Source organism: Streptomyces sp. NPDC007863 (genome assembly GCF_040633895.1).
Lineage (GTDB): Bacteria > Actinomycetota > Actinomycetes > Streptomycetales > Streptomycetaceae > Streptomyces.
This window is the reverse complement of the sequence record NZ_JBEYEI010000006.1, coordinates 1-23,328: the sequence shown is the minus strand read 5'-3', so window position 1 is coordinate 23,328 and position 23,328 is coordinate 1. Positions and strand designations below refer to the sequence as shown.

15 protein-coding genes are annotated in these 23,328 nt (G+C 72.8%); 14 read left to right on the top strand and 1 reads right to left on the bottom strand.

The features are described from left to right. Positions 1 to 30: 30 nt before the first annotated feature. The 12 genes from mreC to obgE all read left to right on the top strand — a co-directional run bounded on the left by mreC (position 31) and on the right by obgE (position 16,937). Entirely contained in the window at positions 31 to 1,119 is a 1,089-nt protein-coding gene (gene mreC, locus ABZ621_RS11225; RefSeq protein WP_360603047.1) for a rod shape-determining protein MreC, read from the top strand. Then, positions 1,116 to 1,784 carry a rod shape-determining protein MreD gene (gene mreD, locus ABZ621_RS11220; protein ID WP_360603045.1) on the top strand — a complete coding sequence of 223 codons (669 nt, stop codon included), beginning with the start codon at positions 1,116 to 1,118 and terminating at the stop codon, positions 1,782 to 1,784. Before mreC ends, mreD begins: the two co-directional genes overlap by 4 nt. A 19-nt stretch (positions 1,785 to 1,803) precedes the next feature. Continuing rightward, positions 1,804 to 3,996 (top strand): penicillin-binding protein 2, encoded by a 2,193-nt coding sequence (gene mrdA, locus ABZ621_RS11215; RefSeq protein ID WP_360603043.1) that lies wholly within the window; start codon positions 1,804 to 1,806, stop codon positions 3,994 to 3,996. 4 nt (positions 3,997 to 4,000) lie between these two features. After that, positions 4,001 to 5,200 carry a rod shape-determining protein RodA gene (rodA, locus tag ABZ621_RS11210; protein ID WP_360603041.1) on the top strand — a complete coding sequence of 400 codons (1,200 nt, stop codon included), beginning with the start codon at positions 4,001 to 4,003 and terminating at the stop codon, positions 5,198 to 5,200. Between the two features lie 32 nt (positions 5,201 to 5,232). After that, positions 5,233 to 6,750, top strand: a complete 1,518-nt coding sequence (locus tag ABZ621_RS11205; protein ID WP_360603039.1) for a CYTH and CHAD domain-containing protein — start codon at positions 5,233 to 5,235, stop codon at positions 6,748 to 6,750. Positions 6,751 to 6,802: 52 nt separating this feature from the next. Further along, on the top strand, positions 6,803 to 8,731 hold the full coding sequence (locus ABZ621_RS11200) for a TIGR03960 family B12-binding radical SAM protein (RefSeq protein WP_360603037.1): 1,929 nt from the start codon (positions 6,803 to 6,805) through the stop codon (positions 8,729 to 8,731). A gap of 82 nt (positions 8,732 to 8,813) precedes the next feature. Further along, positions 8,814 to 9,449 carry a hypothetical protein gene (locus ABZ621_RS11195; protein WP_360603035.1) on the top strand — a complete coding sequence of 212 codons (636 nt, stop codon included), beginning with the start codon at positions 8,814 to 8,816 and terminating at the stop codon, positions 9,447 to 9,449. Positions 9,450 to 9,691: 242 nt separating this feature from the next. Next, a complete protein-coding gene (locus tag ABZ621_RS11190) occupies positions 9,692 to 10,483 on the top strand; it encodes a TIGR03936 family radical SAM-associated protein (RefSeq protein WP_360603033.1) in 792 nt (263 codons plus the stop codon). Positions 10,484 to 10,716: 233 nt separating this feature from the next. Then, positions 10,717 to 14,541, top strand: a complete 3,825-nt coding sequence (locus ABZ621_RS11185) for an Rne/Rng family ribonuclease (protein WP_360603031.1) — start codon at positions 10,717 to 10,719, stop codon at positions 14,539 to 14,541. Between the two features lie 257 nt (positions 14,542 to 14,798). Continuing rightward, positions 14,799 to 15,119 (top strand): 50S ribosomal protein L21, encoded by a 321-nt coding sequence (rplU, locus tag ABZ621_RS11180; protein ID WP_030494089.1) that lies wholly within the window; start codon positions 14,799 to 14,801, stop codon positions 15,117 to 15,119. Positions 15,120 to 15,133: 14 nt separating this feature from the next. Next, positions 15,134 to 15,388, top strand: a complete 255-nt coding sequence (gene rpmA, locus ABZ621_RS11175; RefSeq protein WP_030494090.1) for a 50S ribosomal protein L27 — start codon at positions 15,134 to 15,136, stop codon at positions 15,386 to 15,388. A 109-nt stretch (positions 15,389 to 15,497) separates the two neighbouring features. Beyond that, positions 15,498 to 16,937, top strand: coding sequence for a GTPase ObgE (obgE, locus tag ABZ621_RS11170; RefSeq protein ID WP_360603029.1), 1,440 nt, complete (start codon positions 15,498 to 15,500; stop codon positions 16,935 to 16,937). Positions 16,938 to 17,048: 111 nt separating this feature from the next. Here obgE and ABZ621_RS11165 read toward each other — a convergent pair whose 3' ends face one another. Continuing rightward, positions 17,049 to 19,220, bottom strand: coding sequence for a PIG-L family deacetylase (locus ABZ621_RS11165; RefSeq protein ID WP_360603027.1), 2,172 nt, complete (start codon positions 19,218 to 19,220; stop codon positions 17,049 to 17,051). A 195-nt stretch (positions 19,221 to 19,415) separates the two neighbouring features. Here ABZ621_RS11165 and ABZ621_RS11160 point away from each other — a divergent pair, with 195 nt between their 5' ends. Then, positions 19,416 to 20,444, top strand: coding sequence for a hypothetical protein (locus ABZ621_RS11160; RefSeq protein ID WP_360603025.1), 1,029 nt, complete (start codon positions 19,416 to 19,418; stop codon positions 20,442 to 20,444). After that, positions 20,441 to 23,260: a stealth conserved region 3 domain-containing protein gene (locus ABZ621_RS11155; protein WP_360603023.1), complete on the top strand. Its 2,820-nt coding sequence runs from the start codon at positions 20,441 to 20,443 to the stop codon at positions 23,258 to 23,260. Before ABZ621_RS11160 ends, ABZ621_RS11155 begins: the two co-directional genes overlap by 4 nt. The last annotated feature ends 68 nt before the right edge of the window (positions 23,261 to 23,328 follow it).

Below are 23,328 nucleotides of genomic sequence, written 5' to 3'. Positions count from 1 at the left end.
GAACCACGAGGAAGGGCACGGCCGCCGCACGTGAGGGACACACGAGAGAGCCGGCTGCTCCTGGTGCTGCTGGTCGCCATCGCGTTCGCGCTGATCACGGTGGACATCCGCGGCGGCCAGGAGTCGCCGGTCGACGGCGCCCGGCAGGCCGCCGCCGCCGTCTTCGGCCCGGTAGAGAACGGAGTCGCGGCGGCGGTCGACCCGATCGGCAACGCCATAGGCGCCGTACGCGACTCCGGCGAGCGCAACACCCGCATCGCCGCCCTGGAGAAGGAGAACGCCGAGCTCAAGGCCGAGCTCGGCAGCGACGACCGCAACCGCAACCGGCTGCGCGAGCTCGACTCCCTGCTCAAGACCGCCGGCGCCGGCCAGTACGGCATCAAGGGCGCCCAGGTCATCGGCATAGGGTCGGCCCAGGGCTTCTCCTGGACCGTCACCATCGACGTCGGCGCCCGCGACGGCATCCAGCGCGACATGACCGTCCTCAACGGCGCCGGACTCGTCGGCCGCGTCACCACCGTCGGCCCGACGACCTCCACGGTCCTGCTGGCCAACGACCCCGACTTCACGGTCGGCACCCGCATGGAGAAGAGCGACGAACTCGGCTTCGCCACCGGCCAGGGCGACCGCCCGCTGCTCGTCCAGCTCCTCAACGGCAAGGCCAAGGTGAAGCCGGGCGACCGCCTCGTCACCTTCGGCTCGGCCGGCAACCGGCCCTTCGTGCCGGGCGTGCCGGTCGGCGAGATCGTCCGCGTCGACCCGATGGGCGGCGGACTGACCCGCAACGTCTACGTCCGCCCGTACGTCGGCTTCAGCAAGCTCGACATCGTCGGCGTCGTCGTCCAGGCCCCCCGCTCCGACCCGCGCGACACGGTGCTGCCGCAGAAGCCCAAGCCCGCGCCGACCGTCACCGTCACGGTCACCGCGAAGCCGCCGGCCGAGGGCGAGCAGGCCCAGGGGGAGAAGGCCGACCAGCCGCTCCGGAACGAGGCACAGGACCAGAACCAGAACCAGGACCAGGCGCAGAACCAGAACCAGGACCAGGCGCAGGACCAGGGCCGGGCGCAGGATCCGGCACAGGCTCAGAACCCGGACGACCAGGGGGACGCGACACCGTGAAGTTCAACCGCATCCTCCTCTCCGCGACCCTGATCGTGGTCGCGCTCGTCGTCCAGGTCTCCGTCCTCGCCCGGCTCCAGCTCCCCGGCGCCGTCCCGGACCTCGTCCTCCTCACCGTCGTCGCCCTCGCGCTCGTGCACGGGCCCGTCACCGGCTCGCTCGTCGGCTTCTCCGCCGGCCTGCTCGCCGACCTGGCCCCGCCCGCCGACCACGCCGCCGGCCGCTACGCCCTCGTGCTCTGCGTCGTCGGCTACCTGGTCGGCCTCGTCCGGCCCGAGAACGGCCGGTTCACCTCCGCCGTCGGCCCGATGGCCGCCGTCGTCGGCGCGGCCGTCGGCTCCACCCTGCTCTACGCGGGCGTCGGCGCCCTCGTCGGCGACACCGCCGCCCGCCACGTCGGCCTCGGCTCCCTGCTCTTCACCGCCGTCCTCTACGACCTGCTGCTGGCCCCCTTCACGGTGCCGCTCGTCATGGCCCTGGCCCGGCGCGCCGAGAACGACCCGGTCGCCGACGCCACGGGGGCGGGCGCGGGCGACGTCGCCTCCGGCTGGCTCTCCTCCGGCACCGGCCTGAGGATCGGCACCCAGCGCGGCGGCCTGCGCGTCAAGGCCGCCCGTACCCGCGCCGGCCGCGCCGGACGCATCAAGGGAGTCAAGCGACTGTGACCGAGGGGGCAACGGCAGCATGAGCAACATCCCCGAGACCGGCAGGACCCCCCGGGTCCAGACCCGGCTCGTCGTCATCCAGGTCCTCGTCTTCTCGCTGCTGCTCACCCTGGGCGGCCGGCTCTGGTACCTCCAGATCCGCAACGGCAAGGAGTACGCCGACGAGGCCAAGAGCAACAACATCCAGCAGGTCGTCACCCCGGCCGTCCGCGGCTCCATCCTCGACGCCCGCGGCGTCCCGCTCGCCGACAACGAGACCCGGCTCGTGGTCTCCGCCTCGCGCACCGAGCTGATGAAGATGAAGGACGACGGCAAGGCCGTGCTCACCCGGCTCGCCGGCGTCCTGAACATGAAGCCCGAGGACGTCGCCAACAAGATCCGGCTCTGCGACTCCAAGACGCCCAAGCCCTGCTGGAACGGCTCGCCCTACCAGCCGATCCCGGTCACCGACGAGGCCACCGTCCAGCAGGCGCTCACCATCCGCGAGAGCACCGAGGACTTCCCCGGCATCACCGCCGAGCTTACCGCCGTCCGCCGCTACCCGGCCCCCGGCAAGGCCCGTACCGCCCAGGTGCTCGGCTACCTCTCGCCGGTCACCGACGACGAGATCACCAAGGCCAAGGACACCGACTCCCCGTTCCTCCGCTCCGACCAGGTCGGCCGCTCCGGCATCGAGCGCACCTACGACAAGGAGCTGCGCGGCAAGGCCGGCGTGACCCGGTACGAGGTCGACAACCTCGGGCGCGTCATGGGGCAGACCAAGTCCGACCCGGGCGTGGCCGGTTCCACCCTCGTCACCAGCATCGACGCCCGCGTGCAGGCCGTCGCCGAGTACGAGCTCGCGCAGGCGATGAAGACCGTCCGCGGCGAGACCGACAAGATCACCGGCCGCAAGTACGAGGCCGACTCCGGCGCCGTCGTCGTCATGGAGACCAAGACCGGCCGGGTCGTCGCCATGGCCTCCCAGCCCGACTACGACCCCAACGTCTGGATCGGCGGCATCTCCGCCACCGACTACGCCGCCCTCACCAGCAAGAAGTCCAACTACCCGCTGCTCAACCGCGGCATCCAGGGCCAGGCCCCGGCCGGCTCCATCTTCAAGGTGATCTCCGCGAGCGCCGCCGTCCGGGCCGGATACGACTTCAACGACAAGTACAACTGCAGCGCCTCCTACAGCCTCGGCAGCCGCAGCTTCGCCAACTTCGAGTCCCAGGGGCACGGCCCCATCACCCTCGGCGACGCCCTCAAGTACTCCTGCAACACCGTCTTCTACGCCCTCGGCCACAAGGAGTGGCAGAAGGACGGCGGCATCACGGCGGACAAGGACTCCAAGGACTGGTTCTACGTGACCGCCCGCGACTTCGGCCTCGGCTCCGAGACCGGCGTCGACCTGCCCAACGAGGTCAAGGGCCGCATCCCGGACCGCCAGTGGAAGCAGGCGTTCTGGGAGGCCAACAAGGACGCCTGGTGCAAGCAGGGCAAGAAGGGCGGCAGCTACGTCGAGCAGATCGCGTACGAGAACTGCCTCGAGGGCAACCAGCTGAAGGCCTACGACAGCATCAACTTCGCCATCGGGCAGGGCGACGTCCTCGTCACCCCCATCCAGATGGCCACCATCTACGCGGCCATCAGCAACGGCGGCACCCTCTACGACCCCTCCGTCGGCAAGGCGATCATCAGCCCCGACGGCAAGCAGGTCCGCGAGATCGCGCCCAAGGCCCACGGCAAGCTGCCGGTCGGCGCCGAGACCGTCCGCGACCTCGACAAGGGCCTGCGCTCGGTCGTCGAGCCCGGCGGCACCGCCGCCTGGCGCTTCGGCGGCTGGCCCCAGGACAAGATCCCGATGCGCGCCAAGACCGGCACCGCCCAGGTCTACGGCAAGCAGACCACCTCCTGGCTCGCGACCTACACCGACGACTTCACCATCGTCATGACCATCTCCCAGGGCGGCACCGGCTCCGGCGCCTCCGGCCCCGCCGTCCGCAACATCTACGACGCCCTCTACGGCCTCGACGACGCGGGCAACCAGAACCTCAAGCGCGCCCTGCTGCCCACGCCGCAGAAGACGCTGCCGAAGGTCGACGCGGACGGCACCATCGACGCCCCGACGATCAAGGCGTACGACCCCAAGTCCCAGCTGGTCGACCCGGCCGAGCAGAACGGCGCCGCGCCGCCGCCGCTCGCGGGCACGCCCGCCAACAGGAGGGACTGACCCGATGACGACGCGGCGGACCTTCTCCGTCTCCCGGTACGCCCCCGAGCGTGGCGCGGTCGCCCGGCTGACCGCCCGCGACTCGGTGCTGCGCCGGCTCGACTGGCCGATCCTCCTCTCGGCCCTGGCGCTCTCCCTGATCGGCTCGCTGCTCGTCTGGTCGGCGACCCGGGGCCGTACCGAGCTGAACAACGGGGACCCGTACTACTTCCTCTTCCGGCACCTGCTCAACACCGGCATCGGCGTGGCGCTGATGATCGGCACCATCTGGCTCGGCCACCGCACCCTGCGCGGGGCCGTCCCGGTCCTCTACGGCCTCTCGATCGTGCTGATCCTCGCCGTCCTCACCCCGCTCGGCGCCACCATCAACGGCGCGCACGCGTGGATCGTGGTCGGCGGCGGCTTCTCGCTCCAGCCCAGCGAGTTCGTGAAGATCACCATCATCCTGGTGATGGCGATGCTGCTGGCCTCGAAGGTGGACGCCGGCGACCAGCTCCACCCGGACCACGGCACCGTCGCCAAGTCCCTGGTGCTCGCCGCCCTCCCCATGGGCATCATCATGCTCATGCCCGACCTGGGCTCGGTCATGGTGATGATCGTGATCGTGCTCGGCGTCCTGCTCGCCTCCGGCGCCTCCAACCGCTGGGTCCTCGGCCTCATCGGCTCCGGCATCGCCGGCGCGGTCCTCGTCACCACCCTCGGCATGCTCGACGAGTACCAGATCAACCGCTTCGCCGCCTTCGCCAACCCCGACCTCGACCCCTCCGGCGTCGGCTACAACACCAACCAGGCCCGCATCGCCATCGGCTCCGGCGGCCTCAAGGGCGCCGGCCTCTTCAACGGCCACCAGACGAGCGGCCAGTTCGTCCCCGAACAGCAGACCGACTTCGTCTTCACCGTCGCCGGCGAGGAGCTGGGCTTCATCGGCTCCGGCTTCATCCTGCTGCTGCTCGGCGTCATCCTGTGGCGGTCCTGCCGGATCGCCCGCGAGACCACGGAGCTGTACGGCACCGTCGTCGCGGCCGGCATCATCGCCTGGTTCGCCTTCCAGGCCTTCGAGAACATCGGCATGAACCTCGGCATCATGCCCGTCGCCGGCCTCCCGCTGCCCTTCGTCTCCTACGGAGGCTCCTCCATGTTCGCCGTCTGGGTCGCCATCGGACTCCTCCAGTCGATCCGGGTGCAACGGCCGATGACCGCCTGACGCAGGGCCGCCCCGGGGGCTAGATTCGACCTATGGCCGAGACCAAGCGCGAGATCGAGCGGAAGTACGAAGCCACCACGGACACCCGGCTGCCGGACCTGACCCGCGCGGCCGGGGTCGCGTCCGTGACGGCCGAGGGCGTCACCGAACTCGACGCCGTCTACTACGACACGGCCGACCTCCGGCTCGCCGCCGACTCCCTCACCCTCCGGCGCCGCACCGGAGGCAAGGACGCCGGCTGGCACCTCAAGTTCCCGGTCGCCGTCGGCGTCCGCGACGAGATCAGGGCCCCGCTCACGGAGACGCTCCCGCACTCCCTGGCGGGGCTCCTGCGGTCCCGCGTCCGCCACTCCGGAGTCGTCCCCGTCGTCCGCCTGCGGTCCTCCCGCGACGTGCGGCACCTCAGGGACGAGGACGGCACGATCCTGGCCGAGCTCTCCGTGGACACCGTCCGCGCCGACCGCCTCCTCGCCGGCGGCGGGACCGCCGCCTGGACCGAGATCGAGGTCGAGCTCGCGGACGACGCCGACCCGGCGGTCCTCGACGCCGTCGAGAAGCGCCTGGGGAAGGCCGGCATCCACCCCTCCGACGCCCCCTCCAAACTGGCCCGCGCCCTGAGCGAGACCGGCCTGGAACCCGAGCGGCCCACGGCGGCGGACGCCGACGGCACGGCGCGCGCCGCCGTCCTCGCGTACGTACGGGAGCAGGTCGAGGCCCTCGTCCGCCTCGACCCCGCCGTCCGCCGCGACCTGCCCGACGCCGTCCACCAGCTGAGGGTCGCCTGCCGGCGGCTGCGCAGCGCCTTCAAGACCTACCGCAAGGTCCTCGACCGCGACGTCACCGACCCGATCGGCGACGAGCTGAAGTGGCTCGCCGGCGAGCTCGGCCACGCCCGCGACCAGGAGGTGCTGGCCGCCCGGCTCGGCGACGCCCTCGACGGCCTCGCCCGCGAACACGTGCGCGGCCCGGTCCGCGGCCGGCTGCGCACCTGGGACCGGACCCGCACCACCGGCTCCCGCCACCGCGCCCTCGACGCCCTCGACTCGCCCCGCCACCTCGCCCTCCTCGACGCCCTCGACGGACTCCTCGCGGACCCGCCGCTGAAGCCGGCCGCCCGTGGGAAGGCCGCGAAGGTGCTGCCGAAGGCGGTCCGGCGCGACTACCGGCGGCTCGCCCGGCGGATCGGCCCCGCCCTCGACCTCGCCCCGGGCCACGACCGCGACCTCGCCCTCCACGAGGCCCGCAAGGCCGCCAAACGGGCCCGGTACGCCGCCGACGCGGCCGTACCGACCCTCGGCAAGCCCGCGAAACGGTTCTCCAAGAGGATGAAGTCCGTCCAGAGCCTCCTCGGCGAACACCAGGACGCCGTGGTCGCCCGCACCGCCCTGCTCGACCTCGCCGCCGAGGCGGACGAGGCCCGCGAACCCTCCTTCACCTGGGGCGTCCTGTACGCGAGGCAGGAAGCGGCGGCGGCGGCCCAGGAGCGCGAGCTGCCGGGTGTGTGGAAGCGGGCCTCGGCCCGGGATCTCCGCGCGGCACTGAGCCGCTGAGCACCGGGGTACGCTTGAGAGTCGCCCCCCTGCCAGCTCACGAAGGTTCGAGATGTCTGCTGCCGAGTCTGTCTTCCCGCAGCTCGAAGCTCTGCTCCCGCACGTGCAGAAGCCGATCCAGTACGTCGGTGGAGAGCTGAACTCCACGGTCAAGCCGTGGGAGAGCGCCGACGTCCGCTGGGCTCTGATGTACCCGGACGCGTACGAGGTCGGTCTGCCCAACCAGGGCGTCATGATCCTCTACGAGGTGCTGAACGAGCGCGAGGGCGTCCTCGCCGAGCGCACCTACAGCGTGTGGCCGGACCTCGAAGAGCTGATGCGCGAGCACAAGGTGCCGCAGTTCACGGTCGACAGCCACCGCCCGGTCGGTGCCTTCGACGTGTTCGGCCTGTCCTTCTCCACGGAGCTGGGCTACACCAACATGCTCACCGCCCTCGACCTGGCGGGCATCCCGCTGGAGTCGAAGGACCGTACCGTCGACCACCCCATCGTGCTCGCCGGCGGCCACGCCGCCTTCAACCCCGAGCCGATCGCGGACTTCATCGACGCGGCGATCATCGGCGACGGCGAGCAGGCCGTCCTCGACATGACCGAGATCATCCGCCGGTGGAAGGCCGAGGGGCGTCCCGGCGGCCGCGAGGAGGTCCTCCTCCGCCTGGCCAAGACCGGCTCGGTCTACATCCCGGCGTTCTACGACGTCGAGTACCTGCCGGACGGCCGCATCGGCCGCGTCGTCCCCAACCGCTCGGGCGTGCCGTGGCGCGTGTCCAAGCACACCGTCATGGACCTCGACGAGTGGCCGTACCCCAAGCAGCCCCTCGTGCCGCTCGCGGAGACCGTCCACGAGCGCATGTCCGTCGAGATCTTCCGCGGCTGCACCCGCGGCTGCCGCTTCTGCCAGGCCGGCATGATCACGCGCCCCGTGCGGGAGCGAAGCATCACCGGCATCGGCGAGATGGTGGAGAAGGGCCTCAAGGCGACGGGCTTCGAGGAGGTCGGCCTCCTCTCGCTCTCCTCCGCCGACCACACCGAGATCGGTGAGATCGCGAAGGGCCTCGCGGACCGCTACACCGAGGACAAGGTGGGCCTGTCCCTCCCCTCGACCCGCGTCGACGCGTTCAACGTCGACCTGGCCAACGAGCTGACCCGCAACGGCCGCCGCTCGGGCCTCACCTTCGCCCCCGAGGGCGGCTCCGAGCGCATGCGCAAGGTCATCAACAAGATGGTCTCGGAGGAGGACCTGATCCGGACCGTCGCCACCGCGTACGGCAACGGCTGGCGTCAGGTGAAGCTGTACTTCATGTGCGGCCTGCCCACCGAGACCGACGAGGACGTCCTCCAGATCGCCGACATGGCGATCAACGTCATCGCCAAGGGCCGCGAGGTCTCCGGCCAGAACGACATCCGCTGCACCGTCTCCATCGGCGGCTTCGTCCCGAAGCCGCACACCCCCTTCCAGTGGGCCCCGCAGCTGTCGGCCGAGGAGACGGACGCCCGCCTCCTGAAGCTCCGCGACAAGATCCGCGGCGACAAGAAGTACGGCCGTTCGATCGGCTTCCGCTACCACGACGGCAAGCCCGGCATCGTCGAGGGCCTGCTCTCCCGCGGCGACCGCCGCATCGGCGCCGTCATCCGCGCGGTCTACGAGGACGGCGGCCGCTTCGACGGCTGGCGCGAGCACTTCTCGTACGACCGCTGGATGGAGTGCGCGGAGAAGACCCTCCCCGAGTACGGCGTGGACGTCGCCTGGTACACCACCCGCGAGCGCTCCTACGAGGAGGTCCTGCCCTGGGACCACCTGGACTCCGGCCTCGACAAGGACTGGCTGTGGGAGGACTGGCAGGACGCCCTCGACGAGACCGAGGTCGAGGACTGCCGCTGGACCCCGTGCTTCGACTGCGGCGTCTGCCCGCAGATGGACACCCACATCCAGATCGGCCCGACCGGCAAGAAGCTGCTGCCGCTCAGCGTCGTGAAGTAGGCCGCGTCCGGTACGGGTAACGCCTTGGTGACGGCCCGGCGAAGGGGAAACCCTCCGCCGGGCCGTCGTCGTCCATCTGGGCATGAACACGGAAAACCCGGGCTGCCTCACGGGAGTGGCCCGCGCCATCGCCCTCGTGATCGTCCTGCCCTTCCGGCTGCTGTGGGACGCCCTCGCCTGGTGCGGGCGGCAGCTCTGGCGCTGGGTCCTCGCCCCGATCGGCCGAGTCCTCGGATGGCTGCTCCACCACCTCCTCGTCATCCCCCTCCGGTGGCTGTGGGAATGGGTCCTCGCCCCGATCGGCCGAGCCCTGGGGTGGCTGCTCCACCACGTCCTCGTCGTCCCCCTCCGGTGGCTGTGGGAGTGGGTGGTCGCCCCCGTCGGCAAGGCCCTGTGGTGGGTGGTCGACCTGCTGCTCGTCACCCCGCTCACCTGGCTCTGGCGGTACGTGCTCGGCCCCGTCTGCCGCGTCGTCGGCGCCGCCCTCGCCTGGGCCTGGCGCGTCGCCGGCGAGATCTCCCGGGCCGTCGGCCGCGCCCTGCGGTGGGTGCTGTGGAACGCGATCGGCCGCCCCCTGGCCTGGGTGTACCGGGCGGTCCTCACCCCCGTCGGCCACTGGCTGCGCCGCTTCGTGTGGGAGCCCGTCGCCACCGTCGCCCGGGCCGTGCGCGCCGCCGCCCGCGAGGTGCGGACGGCACTCTTCGGCGGCGCCCGCTGAACCGCCGCCGACCCCGCCGGGGAACCCGAGGTGGCCCGGGCGCGTACTCTGGGTAGTACAAGGAACGTCCCCGGCGCGGCGCCCGCCCCCGAGATCTCCCCGCTCCGAGCGGGGGTGATCCGGGCGGGAGCCCACGGGACGTCCGAGAGCTTCCGGGCGGAGCGCCACCCGCGCCCGCCCCGCACCGAGGAGAAGAACCACTGGGCAAGCGACAGCCCGAAGGCCCGCCGCCCGCACCGGCGGTGCAGCGCATCCGTCTGCGCTACACCAAGCGCGGCCGCCTCCGGTTCACCAGCCACCGCGACTTCCAGCGCGCCTTCGAGCGCGCCCTGCGACGCGCCGAGGTGCCCATGGCGTACTCGGCCGGATTCACCCCGCACCCCAAGGTGTCGTACGCCAACGCCGCCCCCACGGGTACGGGCTCCGAGGCCGAGTTCCTGGAGATCGCCCTCACCGAGCACCGCGACCCCGAGACCCTGCGGGTCCTGCTCGACGAGTCCCTCCCGGCCGGCCTCGACATCACCGACGCCGTGGAGGCCCGCACCTCCGGCCTCGCCGACCGGCTCACCGCCTCCGTGTGGGAGCTCCGGCTCGACGGCGTCCCCGTCGACGACGCCCGGAAGGCCGTCGAGGCCTTCCTCGCGGCCGAGACGGTCGAGGTCCAGCGCAAGACCAAGAACGGCATCCGCACCTTCGACACCCGCTCCGCCGTCGCCGAGCTCGTCGCGGACCGTCCCCAGGGCGATCCCCAGGGTGATAGGCCCGCCGACGATGCCTGTGCGATACTGCGGCTGGTCGTTCGGCACGTGACACCCGCCGTGCGACCCGACGACGTCCTGTCCGGTCTCCGAGCTGTGGCCGACCTGGCGCCGCCGGTCCCCGCAGCGGTGACCAGGCTGGCGCAGGGGCTCTTCGACGAGGAGTCCGGCACGGTGACCGACCCGCTCGCGCCCGACCGCGAGGCAGTCAAGGCCGCAGCTACCACGGCCGCCGCGACCGCCCCGGCGACGGCGCCGGAGGCAGGCCCCGCGTAGGGGACGGAGTCGAGCGCAGCCCTGGCACTCGGGAGCCACCTGGGTCGGGCAGCGCACTGACCAGGAGACTTTCGCCAGGCCGTACGCATCGGGCGTACGGAACCGGCGAGCCAGACATTCAGCTCCCGTGCGGCGCCCGCGCCCCGGACGGCGGCACCGCGCACGACGCGCGTCCGTGCCGCCCATCCGGAATCCGACGCGGCGCCCGGGAGCGTGACGGGAGAACCGCCCGCATGCTCGAAGAGACCAACGAGAACAACGACAACGCCCCCGGCGACAAGCTGCCGCCGCGCCGCCGGCGCCGCGCCGCCTCCCGGCCCGCCGGTCCGCCGGTGACGGCCGTCGGCGAGACCGCCGAGGCCGCCGAGGTCGTCGAGACCACCCCGGCCCCGGCCGCCGAGACCCCGGCCGCCGAGCCGGAGGCCGCCCCGGCCCGCACCCGCCGCCGCGCCACCCGCAAGACGGCCGCGCCCGCGCCGGTCGCCGAGGAGACCGTCGAGGCCGAGCCCGAGGCCGCCGTGGAGGCGCCCGCCGAGCCGGTCGTCGAGGCCGCCCCGGCGCGTACCCGCCGGCGTGCCACCCGCAAGGCCACCGCGCCGGTGACCTCCACCGCCCCGGCCGAGGAGGCCGCCGCGGAGGAGGAGCCCGCCGCCGAGACCCCGGCCGCCGAGCCGGTCGTCGAGGCCGCTCCGGCCCGTACCCGCCGCCGTGCCACCCGCAAGGCCACCGCGCCGGTGACCTCCACCGCCCCGGCCCCGGCCGAGGCCGAGGAGACCGCCGAGGCCGAGCCCGAGGCCGCCGTGGAGGCGCCCGCCGAGCCGGTCGTCGAGGCCGCCCCGGCCCGCACCCGCCGCCGGGCCACCCGCCGCGCCGCCGCGCCCGAGACCACGGTCACCCCGGACGTCGCGGCCGAGCTCGCCGCGCCGACCTCCGGCGAGTCCCTGCCCGCCGACACCGTCGAGGAGATCGCCTCCCACGGTGCCGACGTCGCCGCCGCCGAGACCGCCGCCACCCGTGGCCGCGGCCGTCGCCGCGTCAGCGCCCCGCAGTTCACCTCCGAGCCGGCCACGGCCGAGGAGGCCCCGCGCCGCCGCCGCGCCGAGCGCCCGGCCGTCGCCGTCTTCCAGGCCCCGGTCTTCGCCGAGCCGATGTTCCAGACGCCGGAGACCGCCGCGTTCGCCGCCGCCGTCGCCGCCGAGACCGAGGTCGAGGTCGAGGAGGAGGAGGAGGAGCCGGAGGAGACCGTCGTCGAGACGGTCGAGGCCGTCGAGCCCGCCGAGACCGAGCGCGCCGAGACCGGCTCGCGCCGTCGCCGTCGCCGCCGCGGTGAGCCCGTCGCCGTCGAGCCCGTCCCGTCGACCGTCGCCGACGAGCCCGAGGTCGAGCACGTCGCCGACGAGGCCGAGGCCGAGGCGGAGGAGGCCGAGGAGGCGGAGGACGCCGACGAGTACGGCGACCGTCCGTCCCGCCGCCGTCGTCGTGGCGGCCGTCGCCGTCGCCGCGGCGAGTCCGCCGAGGCGGAGGACGCCGAGGAGACCGAGGACGCCGACGAGCTCCACGGCGAGGACGAGGCCGGCGCCGAGGAGGGCGAGGAGGGCGACGACGAGTCCGGCTTCGGCGGCTCCAGCAGCTCCCGCCGCCGTCGCCGTCGTCGCCGCCGCAGCGGTGACTCCGCCGGCGAGGCCGAGACCACCGAAGAGGACGGCGTCCGCACGGTCGTCAAGGTCCGCGAGCCCCGTCCGGCCCGCGAGAAGGCCGAGCCGTCCGACGAGGTGCAGTCCATCAAGGGCTCCACCCGCCTGGAGGCCAAGAAGCAGCGCCGCCGCGAGGGCCGCGAGCAGGGCCGCCGCCGCGTCCCGATCATCACCGAGGCCGAGTTCCTCGCCCGCCGCGAGGCCGTCGAGCGCGTCATGGTCGTCCGCCAGAACGGCGAGCGCACCCAGATCGGCGTCCTGGAAGACAACGTGCTCGTCGAGCACTACGTCAACAAGGAGCAGGCCACCTCGTACGTCGGCAACGTCTACCTGGGCAAGGTCCAGAACGTGCTGCCGTCGATGGAGGCCGCCTTCGTCGACATCGGCAAGGGCCGCAACGCCGTCCTGTACGCCGGCGAGGTGAACTTCGAGGCGCTCGGCATGGGCCACGGCCCGCGCCGCATCGAGTCCGCCCTCAAGTCCGGCCAGTCGGTCCTGGTGCAGGTCACCAAGGACCCGATCGGCCACAAGGGCGCCCGCCTCACCAGCCAGGTCTCCCTCCCGGGCCGCTACCTCGTGTACGTCCCCGAGGGCTCGATGACCGGCATCAGCCGCAAGCTCCCGGACACCGAGCGCGCCCGGCTGAAGACCATCCTCAAGAAGATCGTCCCCGAGGACGCGGGCGTCATCGTGCGCACCGCCGCCGAGGGCGCGAGCGAGGACGAGCTGCGCCGTGACGTCGAGCGCCTGCAGGCGCAGTGGGCCGACATCCAGAAGAAGGCGAGCCAGATCTCGACCTCCGCGCCGAGCCTGCTCTACGGCGAGCCGGACATGACCGTCCGGGTCGTCCGCGACATCTTCAACGAGGACTTCTCCAAGGTCATCGTGAGCGGTGACGACGCCTGGGAGACCATCCACGGCTACGTCTCGCACGTCGCGCCCGACCTGGCCGACCGCCTGACGCGGTGGACCAGCGAGGTCGACGTCTTCGCCACCTACCGGATCGACGAGCAGCTGATGAAGGCGCTCGACCGGAAGGTCTGGCTGCCGTCCGGCGGCTCGCTGGTGATCGACAAGACCGAGGCGATGATCGTCGTCGACGTCAACACCGGCAAGTTCACCGGCCAGGGCGGCAACCTGGAGGAGACCGTCACCAGGAACAACCTGGAGGCGGCCGAGGAGATCGTGCGCCAGCTGCGGCTGCGCGACCTCGGCGGCATCGTCGTCATCGACTTCATCGACATGGTCCTGGAGTCCAACCGCGACCTGGTGCTCCGCCGCCTCCTGGAGTGCCTGGGCCGCGACCGGACCAAGCACCAGGTGGCCGAGGTCACCTCGCTGGGCCTGGTGCAGATGACCCGCAAGCGGGTCGGCCAGGGCCTCCTGGAGTCCTTCTCCGAGACCTGCGTCCACTGCAACGGCCGCGGCGTCATCGTCCACATGGAGCAGCCGGCCACCCACGGTGGCGGCGGTGGCGGCAAGCGTTCGAAGAAGCGCGGCCGCGGTGGCGACGAGCACGTGCACGAGCACGCCCACGAGGCGCACGAGGCGGAGGTCCCGGCGGAGGCCGAGACCGAGGCCGAGGTCGCTGCCGAGCTGGCCGCCCCGGTGGCCGTGCCGGTCCCGATCGCCCCGGACGAGGAGCTGTACGGCTCCGTCGCCGAGGCCGAGGCCGCCGCGACCCGTGGCCGTGGCCGCCGCCGCGTCACCCGCAAGGTGACGGCGCCGGTGGTCCCGGCCCCCGCCCCGACGCCGATCGCGGAGCCGGTCGCCGAGCCCGCGCCGGCCGCCGAGGCCCCGGTGGCCGAGCCGGTCGCGGAGGAGACGGTGGAGGCGGCGCCCGCGCCGCGCGCCCGCCGTCGTGCCACCCGCCGGGTGACCTCGCCGGTCGTCTCGACGTCCGAGGCGCCCGCCGCCGAGGCCGAGACCGTCGTCGCGGTCGTGGAGCCGGAGGCCGTACCGGCTCCGGAGCCGGTCGTGGAGGCCGCCCCGGTGGCCGAGGCCGTCGTCGAGCCGGCCGTCGAGGAGGCCCCCGTGGCCGCCGCGCCGCGGGCCCGCCGCCGGGTGGTCCGCAAGGCCACCGCTCCGGCCGGTGCCCCCGCCGGCGCCGAGGCCGCCGAGATCGTGGTGGCCACGGCCGCCCCGGCCGAGGCCCCCGCGGCGGACGCCGAGCCGGTCGCCGAGCCGGTCGCCGAGGAGCCCGAGGCCGCCCCGGCGGCCAAGAAGGCCGCCCGGAAGACCGCGAAGAAGGCCACGGCCAAGAAGGCCGCCACGAAGAAGACGGCGGCCAAGAAGACGGTGGCGAAGAAGACCACCGCCAAGAAGGCCACGGCCAAGAAGACCGCGGCCCCGGCCCAGGACTGAGGCCGGAGCCGTCCCGGTGGGCCCTCGGAAGGGGGCCCACCGGGACGGTCCGCACCCGCGCGGGCGAATTTGACCCCCTGTGGCAGCCGCCCGTAACCTAGACCGTCGGCGTGTCTATGACGCGCCGCGCCTCTGAGCATCCCCCTCCCGCTCGCCGGGAGAGGCCGCTCGTCCGATCCGGATCGCGGTGGGCCCCAGGCCCGCGCGTGGGCGGCTGGCGTCAGAGGTCCCCATTACCGAGTGAGAGAGAGATCCGCGTGTACGCCATCGTGCGCAGCGGTGGTCGCCAGCACAAGGTTGCTGTCGGCGACATCGTTGAGGTTGACAAGATTTCCACCGCCAAGCCCGGCGACACGGTCGAGCTCTCGACCCTGCTCGTCGTCGACGGCGACGCCGTGACCAGCGACCCGTGGGTCCTGGCCGGCATCAAGGTCCAGGCCGAGGTCGTGGACCACACCAAGGGCGCCAAGATCGACATCCTGCGCTACAAGAACAAGACCGGCTACCGCCGTCGCCAGGGTCACCGTCAGCAGTACACGGCGATCAAGGTCACGTCCATCCCGACGGCCGCGAAGTAAAGAGGGACTGAGCAATGGCACACAAGAAGGGCGCATCGTCCACCCGGAACGGTCGCGATTCCAACGCCCAGCGGCTCGGCGTGAAGCGCTTCGGCGGTCAGGTCGTCAACGCCGGTGAGATCCTGGTCCGCCAGCGCGGCACCCACTTCCACCCGGGCTCGGGTGTCGGTCGCGGTGGCGACGACACGCTGTTCGCCCTGCAGGCCGGTTCGGTGCAGTTCGGCACCTTCCGTGGCCGCAAGGTCGTGAACATCGTTCCGGTCGCCTGATCGGACGCTTTGCGGAGGCGGACCTCACTTCCCGGCAGGGAAGCGGGTCCGCCTTTCGCGTGTTACTAGATAGACAATCCCGTACATAGCTTTCTGGAGGCACAGAACCATGACCACCTTCGTGGACCGCGTCGAGCTGCACGTCGCCGCGGGTAACGGGGGCCACGGCTGCGCCTCCGTCCATCGCGAGAAGTTCAAGCCGCTCGGCGGGCCCGACGGCGGCAACGGCGGTCGCGGCGGAGACGTGATCCTGGTCGTCGACCAGTCCGTCACCACGCTGCTCGAGTACCACCACTCGCCGCACCGCAAGGCCACCAACGGCAAGCCCGGCGAGGGCGACAACCGCGCGGGCAAGGACGGCCAGGACCTCGTCCTGTACGTGCCCGACGGCACCGTCATCCTGGACAAGAAGGGGAACGTCCTCGCGGACCTCGTCGGCCACGGCACGACGTACGTCGCCGCGCAGGGCGGCCGCGGCGGCCTCGGCAACGCGGCGCTGTCCTCGGCGCGCCGCAAGGCCCCCGGCTTCGCGCTGCTCGGCGAGCCCGGCGACCTCGACGACATCGTGCTGGAGCTGAAGACCGTCGCCGACGTGGCGCTGGTCGGCTACCCGAGCGCCGGCAAGTCCTCGCTGATCTCCGTCCTCTCGGCCGCCAAGCCGAAGATCGCGGACTACCCCTTCACGACGCTGGTCCCGAACCTCGGCGTGGTGACGGCCGGCTCGACCGTCTACACCATCGCCGACGTCCCCGGCCTCATCCCCGGCGCCAGCCAGGGCCGCGGCCTCGGCCTGGAGTTCCTGCGCCACGTCGAGCGCTGCTCGGTCCTGGTCCACGTCCTCGACACGGCGACCCTCGAGTCCGACCGCGACCCGGTCAGCGACCTCGACATCATCGAGGAGGAGCTGAAGCAGTACGGCGGCCTCGACGACCGTCCGCGCGTCGTCGTCCTCAACAAGATCGACATCCCGGACGGCCAGGACCTCGCGGAGATGATCCGCCCGGACCTGGAGGAGCGCGGCTACCGCGTCTTCGAGGTCTCCGCGGTGGCCCGCACCGGCCTGAAGGAGCTCTCCTTCGCCCTCGCCGACATCGTCGCGCAGGCCCGCGCCGCGAAGCCGGTGGAGGAGGCGACCCGTATCGTCATCCGCCCGAAGGCGGTCGACGACGCCGGCTTCACCGTCACGTACGACGAGCAGGAAGACGTCTACCGCGTGCGCGGCGAGAAGCCCGAACGCTGGGTCCGCCAGACCGACTTCAACAACGACGAGGCCGTCGGCTACCTCGCCGACCGCCTCAACCGCCTCGGTGTCGAGGAGGCGCTGATGAAGGCGGGCGCCCGCGCCGGCGACGGCGTCGCCATCGGCTCCGAGGAGAACGCGGTCGTCTTCGACTGGGAGCCCACCCTCATGGCCGGCGCCGAGATGCTCGGCCGCCGAGGCGAGGACCACCGCCTCGAAGCCCCCCGCCCGGCCGCCCAGCGCCGCCGCGACCGCCAGGCGGAGCGCGACGACCCGGAGCGCGAGTACGACGAGTTCAACCCCTTCTAGCGGGGCCTGGGCGCCCGGCTCGTCGCCGGGTCCGTCCGCTCCGCTTCCCAAGGGGACATACGCGGGAACCCCCGCTCGGCTTGGCCGGGCGGGGGTTCTCGTGTGTGCGGGTCAGCCGGCGCGGATGTCGCGGAGGCGGGTGACGTGGGGGAGGCCGTCGAGGCCCAGGGTGACGGAGACCGGGGTGCCGGGGGCGGCGCCGACGGTGAGGGTGGCCGGGGTGCCGACCGTGAGCGAGGGCGCCCCGGTCCCGACGAGCGAGGTGCGGCCGCCGCTGGTGATGTCGTACACCAGCTCCTCCCGCGAGCCGGAGGGGACGGCCAGGACGCCGCCGCCCGAGGTCGCCGCGTGGCTGTCGACGAGGCTGACCCGGCCGAAGCCGCCGATCCTCGGCTTCGCCACGGTCGTCCACCGCTTGGCACGCCCCGCGGCCAGCCGCTCGATGACGACCTCGTCGCTGGCGACGCTCCGGTAGCCGAGCAGTACCGAGCCGTCCGGCGCGGTGATCGCGTCGGGGACGTCTCCGGGCTGGTGGGCGAAGCGCCGGGTGCCCTTGCGCAGGTCGCCGGACGGGGTGCGCTGGCTCCAGTGCTCGACCCAGGTCGAGGAGGCGCCGAAGAGGTGGACGAGCCCGCGGCCGTCGACCGTCGCCGTCAGCCCCTCCTGTATGCGCCCGGTGGGCAGCTCCGACCACGCGGTCCACGTGCCGTCGGTCCGCAGCACCCGGGTGCTGACCCCCTTGGCGCCGTTCCGCACGAAGAGGTGGACCCGTCCGTCCGCGCCGAGCACCGCCGTCGGGGCCCCCGTCAGCCGGGTCCGCCACGGCCTGGTCTCGGGGGAGCCGAGGCGTACCCAGGAGCTTTCGAAGGCGCCGCCGGCCGTCCGCTGCCGCAGCATCACGATCTCGCGCAGGTTCTTCCCCGCGGTCCCCTCCAGGGAGGAGAAGCGCAGGGCGAAGATCATGTCCCTGCCGTCGGGCAGCCGCACCACGGAAATGGAGGGGGCGAGCGGACCGCCGCCGAGGTCCTCGGGCGGGTTCTGCCGGCCGGAGAGGTCGGTGGTCCAGCGCGCGAGCCGGGTGCCGAGGACGCCGTACACGGCCAGCGCGCCGCCGGTCCCGGCGACCGCCTTGGGCCCGCCGTTCGGGTAGCGGCGGTGGGTGGAGCGCGCCCAGCCCTTCATGGACCGGAGGACCGAGTCCTGGCCGAAGGCGTAGTCGCCGCAGCCGGACTCGTTCCCGCACTGCCAGGAGGGTTCGCCGCCGTACGCGTTGAGGTACAGGGCCTTCATGGCGACGGTCGGCGCCGGCAGGTTCTTCGGCCAGCGCTGGTTGTAGTACCCGCGGAAGGCCTCCGTCTGGAAGGCGGGCGCCTGCGTGCCGCGCCCGGTCCGCCCGCCCCACTCGGCGAGCGCGCGCCAGGCGAACAGCGCGGCGGCGGTGTGGTCGGGGTGGTCGGAGAAGCCGTGCTGGTCGCTGCCGCGCGGATGACGCTCGTCGTGGACCTGCGTGTCCGGATCCGGGTCGAGGGTGCGGACCAGGGTGGGCTTGCGCCGGGAGAGCAGGAAGACGAGCGTCTCTATGAGGTCCTTGCGCGTGTACGTGTACGACTGCCGCACCGGGGACTCCGGCGCCGACTGGGTGGGAAGCGTCACGCCCGGGGTGCCCCACAGCCGGGTCAGGTTGACGGTCCTGGCGCCGTTCTTGGCGTGCATCCGCAGGTTCAGGAAGATCAGTTCGGCCGTCCGGCCGCCGTACTCGAGCCGGTTGACCTCGGCGGTGCGGCCGCCCGGCAGGGCGAGGACGGAGCGCTGCCACGGGGCGAAGATCCTGGCGCCGAGCATCAGGGCGTAGGCCTGGCGGAGGCCCTGCTGGCGGGAGGAGACGTACGCGGGTATGTCGGGCTCGGGGTCGGGCCGGCCCGGGACCGTGTTCACGCCGTACGAGCCGCCGTCCGTGATGTACACGGACGTCACGGGTATGCCCGCGGAGAGGTTCTGGACGACGTCGGGGTTCATGAAGAACAGGTCGTCGTCCGGGTGCGCCACGATCTGTACCACGGCCGGCGCCCCGACCGCCGCGAACCCGTCGCGCGCGTCCGTGGTGGCGAGCCGGCGGACCGTCGTACGGGATCCGGCGTCGCCGTCCGCCTGGGCCGGGATGCGCACGGGGGCCGCCGTCTCCCCGCAGCCGCTGACGGCGCCCGCCACCGTGACGGCGGCGGTCGAGGCCAGCAGAGTGCGCCGCGACAGCGCGACATCGGCGAACGAACTCCAGCGTCCCATTTCTCCCCGTTGCTTCCTGTGTGTTCGACTAGCAAGGATCCCTTGAGGGAGAGGGGAAAAACGCCACGCAGGGTTCACTTGGCGACGTGATTGCGGTCACGCACTGCTTGCCGGGGCGTGACTTGCCAATGCTTCCGCCCCCTTGACACTATGTGGCGCTGACTGTCAGTCCAGAGTGGAAGCGCGGGATTCGTCGTGAGTGACTCACTGCTGCCCTATGCGGTGGGTGCCGCCAACCGAGCCCGCCGAGTCGCCGTCCGGATGCGCCGCAGGGTCGAGCGCCTGCAGACGGCGCCCGCCTTCGCGAGCGGCATCCGGCCCCGCCCCGCCCTGAAGGCCGTCCACCTCTCCGTCCTCGGCGGACGCACCCTGAACGTCGCCCTCGTGGCGCCCCCGGCCGTCGACGTCACCGCCGCCCACCTGGAGTTCGTGCGCGGCGGACGCCACCTGAGGCTCGACCTCGACGTGGAGCCGCAGGGCGACGGCACCCGCCTCCTCACCGCCACCACCGCCCTGCGGTACACGGACCGGGGCGACCTCCCCGACACCCCCGGCGAGCACGGCCCCGGCCGCGCCGGCATGGCCCTCTTCGGCGGCCTCTGGCGCATCGGCGTGGTGCTCACCGGCGCCGACGGGCGGGAGGTGCGCGCCGGTGTCGGCGCCGTGGCGCTCCCCACCACGGACGGACCGACGGCCCCCGTCTCGCCCTCGCCGGACAGCGGCGCCCACTTCCGGATCATGCGTTCCGTCGACGGCTTCGCCGTCCTCAAGGTGCGCGCCCCCGTGCACCAGGCGGAGCTCGACCGCTTCGACCTCCGCTGGGACCGCATCGTCGTCCACGGCCGGGTCATCGCCCGCCAGGGCCCGACCTCCGGCTACACCGCCCAGGCCGTCCGGCGCGGCGGCGGTACGGTGGTGCAGGCCCCCGTGGAGTGGCGGGGCGACGCGTTCACCTTCGACGTGCCGCTGGCCGAGATGGTGGCGGGCGGGCGCTCGTACCGCTGGGACATGCAGCTCGCGCACGGGCGCACCGGCCTCAAGATCGGCCGCAGGCTCACGGACGTGAGGCGGCGCCATCAGGTGATCCGCACCACGTTCAGGATCATCGCCCTGGAAGACGGCACGCTCCTCCGAGCGCATGCCTACATCACGTCGGCCGGAGCGCTCGCCGTTTCCTGCGTCGCGTTCGAAGGCGCCCCCCACGGCGCAGAGGAAGTCGCATGAAGATCACCATCCTGCTCACCTGGGGCGATGCGATGGGCGGCACCGAGATGGCTGCCTACACGCAGGCCGCCCAGCTGATGCCGCGCCACGAGGTCGAGATCCTCAGCGTCTTCAAGACCGCCGAGGAGCCCTTCCTGCCGGAGGCGAAGGCCCTGTCCGTCCGCTACCTCGTGGACCGTACGGGCCGCACTCCGCGCCCGGTCCGCGAGACCTCCCTCACGCCGGAGGAGTGCGCGGCCCTCGCCAAGCTGCCCAGCGAGCTGATCGAGGCCTCCTGGGAGCCCACCTTCGACCGGCTCTCCGACATCGAGATGACGGCGGCCCTGTCGGGCCTGGACACCGACATCCTGGTGACGACCACGCCGGCCCTCATGGCCGCGGCCGTGAAGCTCGTCCCCTCCTCGGTGGCCACCGTCCACCAGGAGCACCGCGTCTCCCAGCTGCGCGGCGCCACCGGCGAACCGCTGCTGACGCACGCCCCGCGGCTCGACGCCCTCGTCTCGCTCACCGAGCTGACCACCGACTGGTTCGCCGAGTCCCTGGGTGCCTCCGCGCCCCGCCTCGCCACCATCCCGAACGCGATGCCCGACGGCTACCGGCCGCGCTCCGACCTCGGCGGCAAGACCATCGTCGTCGCCGGCCGCATGGTGCCGGAGAAGCAGCTCGACCACGCGGTCCAGGCCTTCGCCGAGCTCGCCGACGAGTTCCCGGACTGGCGGCTGCGCCTCTTCGGCGACGGCCCCCAGCTGGTCAACCTGCGCCGTCTCGTCGAGAGCCTCGGCAGGCACGACCGGATCGAGCTCGTCGGCCGCAGCCAGCAGATGGCCGAGGAGTGGGCGAAGGCCGCGATCTGCCTGATGCCCTCGCGCGTCGAGTCCTTCGGCCTCGTCATGCTGGAGGCCTTCACGGCCGGTGTCCCGGTCGTCGCGTACGACGCCCTGACCGGCCCGTCGCAGATCGTCCGCCACGAGGTGGACGGCCTGCTCGTCCCCGCCGACGACGTCGCCTCGCTGGGCGCGGCGCTGGCCCGCCTCATGGGTGACGACGAGCTGCGCGCCACCTACGGCGCCGCCGCCCGCGCGGGAGCCCGCGAGCGCTTCGCGCCCGAGGTCATCACCGCCCAGTGGGACGAGCTCTTCGCCGCGCTCCGCGCCGAGCCGGAGGCGGTCCGTGCCGCGGCCCGCGCCGACCGGACGGCCCGCCGCGTCGCCGCCGGCGGGAGCAAGAGCTTCGCCGTCTCCGCGCCGATCAGCAAGCTCGCGCCCTCCGCCGACGAGCAGAAGGCGCGGGAGGTCATCCTCCAGGCCCAGGACCGCAAGAACCTGGTGCGCTCCGCCGGCCGTCTCGCCGAGGTGCGGGACGACATCCCGGCCTGGCGCATAGGGGAGATCAACCTGGAGATCAGCGCCGAGGCCCTCGAACGCCACGACGTCCCCTACGTCCTGCTGCACGACCCGTCGACCGTCAGCCACCGCCTCGCCGTCAAGGACACCGACCGCGAGCGGGCGCTGCGCGCCCTCGGCACCGAGCTGCACGGCAAGCCCGTGTACGCCGAGCTCGTCGCGCCGAAGACGGCCGCGCCCGGCGCCCGCCTCGCCGAGACGCTGACGGCCGCCCCCGAGGTCGCGGCCGTGCGGGTCTTCAAGCCGGTCGTCAGCGACAGCCGCATCCTCCGGTACGGACCGGTCTACGGCTGCAGCGTCGAGTTCTGGCCCCAGGAGGACGTGGAGCCGCACTGGTTCACCGCGCCCCGCGGCACCACCCTGGTCGGCCCGCGCCTGCCCTCGCTCGACGGCACCGCCCGGATCTCCGTCGGCGGCCGCGCGTACCCGACCCTGGAGGTGCTGACCAAGCGCCTGATGTGGGCCGTCGACTTCCCGATCGACGCCGTCTACACCTGGGTCGACGACACCGACCCGGCCTGGCGCGAGAAGCGCGACGCCGCCCGGCAGGCGGCCGGACTCGCCACCGACGACGCCCAGTCCGGTGACGTCCGCTTCCGCAACCGCGACGAGCTCCGCTACTCGCTCCGCTCGCTCGCCACGCACGCCCCCTGGATCCGCAAGGTCTTCCTGGTGACGGACGACCAGGTGCCGGAGTGGCTGAACACCGAGCACCCGGACATCCAGGTGGTCAGCCACCGCGAGATCTTCGCCGACCCGTCCTGGCTGCCGACCTTCAACTCGCACGCGATCGAGTCCCAGCTGCACCGCATCGAGGGGCTCTCGGAGCACTTCCTCTACGTCAACGACGACGTCTTCTTCGCGCGTCCGCTGGCCCCGGGCAAGTTCTTCCAGTCGAACGGCAACTCGCTCTTCTTCCGGTCGCCGACGGCCGTCCCGCCGGGCGAGGTCACCGAGGAGACCGAGGGCTACTTCGTCGCCGCGAAGAACAACCAGGCGCTCCTGGAGGAGGAGTTCGGCCGGGTCGCCACGCACGGCTTCCTGCACACGCCGCACCCGCTGCGCCGCAGCGTCCTGGAGGCGATCGCCGAGCGCTGGCCCGAGCAGACCTCCCTCACGGCGGCCACGCCGTTCCGCGGCCGGACCGACCTGTCGATCACCTCGTCGCTCCACCACCACTTCGCCTATCTGACGGCCAAGGGCGCGCCGGGCAGCATCTCCGCCGCGTACATCAACATCGGCGACTACAAGCACCACGTGGCGCTCAGCCGGCTCCTCGCCGCGCGCCACCGGGACGTCATCTGCATCGGCGAGTCGGCCGAGGCTGAGGTCCCGCTGGACGAGCGGGACCGCGTGCTGCGGGCGTTCCTGGAGGCGTACTTCCCGGTCCGCTCCCCGTACGAGCGCGACTGACGCCCACGGGCCCACGGGCCCACAGGCCCACGAGAGAGGGGCGCCCGGACCTTCCGGTCCGGGCGCCC